Source organism: Corynebacterium sp. KPL2861 (genome assembly GCF_040225475.1).
Lineage (GTDB): Bacteria > Actinomycetota > Actinomycetes > Mycobacteriales > Mycobacteriaceae > Corynebacterium.
Genome location: NZ_JBEHFW010000024.1, coordinates 1 through 2,321, shown reverse-complemented (window position 1 = coordinate 2,321; position 2,321 = coordinate 1). Strand labels below are relative to the sequence as shown.

Sequence of the window (2,321 nt, the reverse complement as noted above, 5' to 3'; positions counted from 1 at the left end):
TGCGACACTGTGAGGTGGAGCGAATCGCTGAAAGCCGGCCTTAGTTCGGATTGGGGTCTGCAACTCGACCCCATGAAGTCGGAGTCGCTAGTAATCGCAGATCAGCAATGCTGCGGTGAATACGTTCCCGGGCCTTGTACACACCGCCCGTCACGTCATGAAAGTTGGTAACACCCGAAGCCGGTGGCCTAAACGTGTTAGGGAGCCGTCGAAGGTGGGATCGGCGATTGGGACGAAGTCGTAACAAGGTACCCGTACCGGAAGGTGCGGGTGGATCACCTCCTTTCTAAGGAGCTTTTATTATTGGGCTGCAGTTGCAGCCAATGGCCCACAGTTGTGGGTTGCCCACATAGTTGATGGTGGGTTGGTGGTTGAGTAGGCAAGTGTTCTGCTGCCACCGAATTTGGAAATTCCGGGTAGGAGACACACCTTAATCAGCAGGTCTAAGTGTTGAGACAGTGCTTTGTGACATGCGTAAAAGTGTCCATGCATACAAAATTAATGTTGAGTGGTAAGTCGTTGGTGCATTGTTGGGTGTCTGGGGCATTATCCCCTTTTTTTGTGTGCCTGACTGGTTGATGGATGCCATTCATTGTGGTGGTGTTTGTTGCTGGTTCGGGGTGTTGTGTGAGAACTGTATAGTGGACGCGAGCATCTGCATGATGCCATCTGCTTGTGTGTGGGTGGTGTTGTGTGTGTGATGTGATTTTTCTTTTTGTTTATTTTGTCAAGTTTACTTGTTGCCACCACATGCTGGTTGCATGGCTTTTGTTGGTTGTGTGGTTTGTGTGTGGTGGTTGGTGTGTTCGTTATTTAGGGCGCATGGTGGATGCCTTGGCATGCTGAGCCGATGAAGGACGTGTAAGGCTGCGTTAAGCCTCGGGGAGTTGTCAATAAAGCGTTGATCCGAGGATGTCCGAATGGGGAAACCTGGCCCTGGTTATGTGGGGTTACCCTTCAGTGAATTCATAGCTGTTGTGGGGGTTACGCGGGGAAGTGAAACATCTCAGTACCCGTAGGAGGAGAAAATAATAATGATTCTGCTAGTAGTGGCGAACGAACGTGGATGAGGCTAAACCGTGTGCATGTGATACCTGGTAGGGGTTGTGTGTGCGGTGTTGTGGGGCCTAGCTTTGTGTCATCTACCAGTGGCACGCCCTGTGCATTGTTGTTAGGTGAAGTGGTTTGGAATGATCTACCGGAGTAGGTGAGAGTCCTGTAGCTGAAGATGATGATGTGGGGGTTGTTGGGTTCCCGAGTAGCAACGGGCTCGTGGAATCTGTTGTGAATCTGCCGGGACCACCCGGTAAGCCTAAATACTCAGTGTGACCGATAGTGGATAGTACCGTGAGGGAATGGTGAAAAGTACCCCGGGAGGGGAGTGAAATAGTTCCTGAAACCATGTGCTTACAATCCGTCAGAGCACTTTTTATGGTGTGATGGCGTGCCTTTTGAAGAATGAGCCTGCGAGTCAGCGGCATGTCGCGAGGTTAACCCGTGTGGGGTAGTCGTAGGGAAACCGAATCCTAATGGGGTGGTAAGTGGCATGTCCTGGACCCGAAGCGGGGTGATCTACCCATGGCCAGTGTGAAGCAGCTGTAAGAGGTTGTGGAGGCGCGAACCCACGTAGGTTGAAAACTGCGGGGATGAGCTGTGGGTAGGGGTGAAAGGCCAATCAAACTCCGTGATAGCTGGTTCTCCCCGAAATGCATTTAGGTGCAGCGTCGCATTTAGCTTGGTGGAGGTAGAGCGACTGGTTGGTTGAGCGGGACTACAATCTTAGCAATGTCAGCCAAACTCCGAATGCCATCAATTGTGTTGTGCGGCAGTGAGACTGTGGGGGATAAGCTTCATAGTCGAGAGGGAAACAGCCCAGATCGCCGGTTAAGGCCCCTAAGGGTGTACTAAGTGGAAAAGGATGTGGGATCGCGAAGACAGCCAGGAGGTTGGCTTAGAAGCAGCCATCCTTGAAAGAGTGCGTAATAGCTCACTGGTCGAGTGGTTCTGCGCCGACAATGTAGTGGGGCTCAAGTACACCGCCGAAGCCGCGGCAAGCAACAATTTTTTGTTGTTTGGGTAGGGGAGCGTCGTGCATGGGTGGAAGCGTTACCGTGAGGAGGCGTGGACTGTGTGCGAGTGAGAATGCAGGCATGAGTAACGAATTGTAAGGTGAGAATCCTTACCGCCGGATGACTAAGGGTTCCTGGGTCAAGTTCGTCTTCCCAGGGTGAGTCGGGACCTAAGGCGAGGCCGACAGGCGTAGTCGATGGATAACCAGTTGATATTCTGGTACCCGTACATGTGCGCCCATGATAAAGCAC

2 rRNA genes are annotated in these 2,321 nt (G+C 52.1%); both read left to right on the top strand.

The features are described from left to right. Positions 1-286 (top strand): 16S ribosomal RNA (locus tag ABRP84_RS11210); the annotation flags it as partial. Between the two features lie 516 nt (positions 287-802). Next, positions 803-2,321, top strand: a 23S ribosomal RNA gene (locus ABRP84_RS11205); the annotation flags it as partial.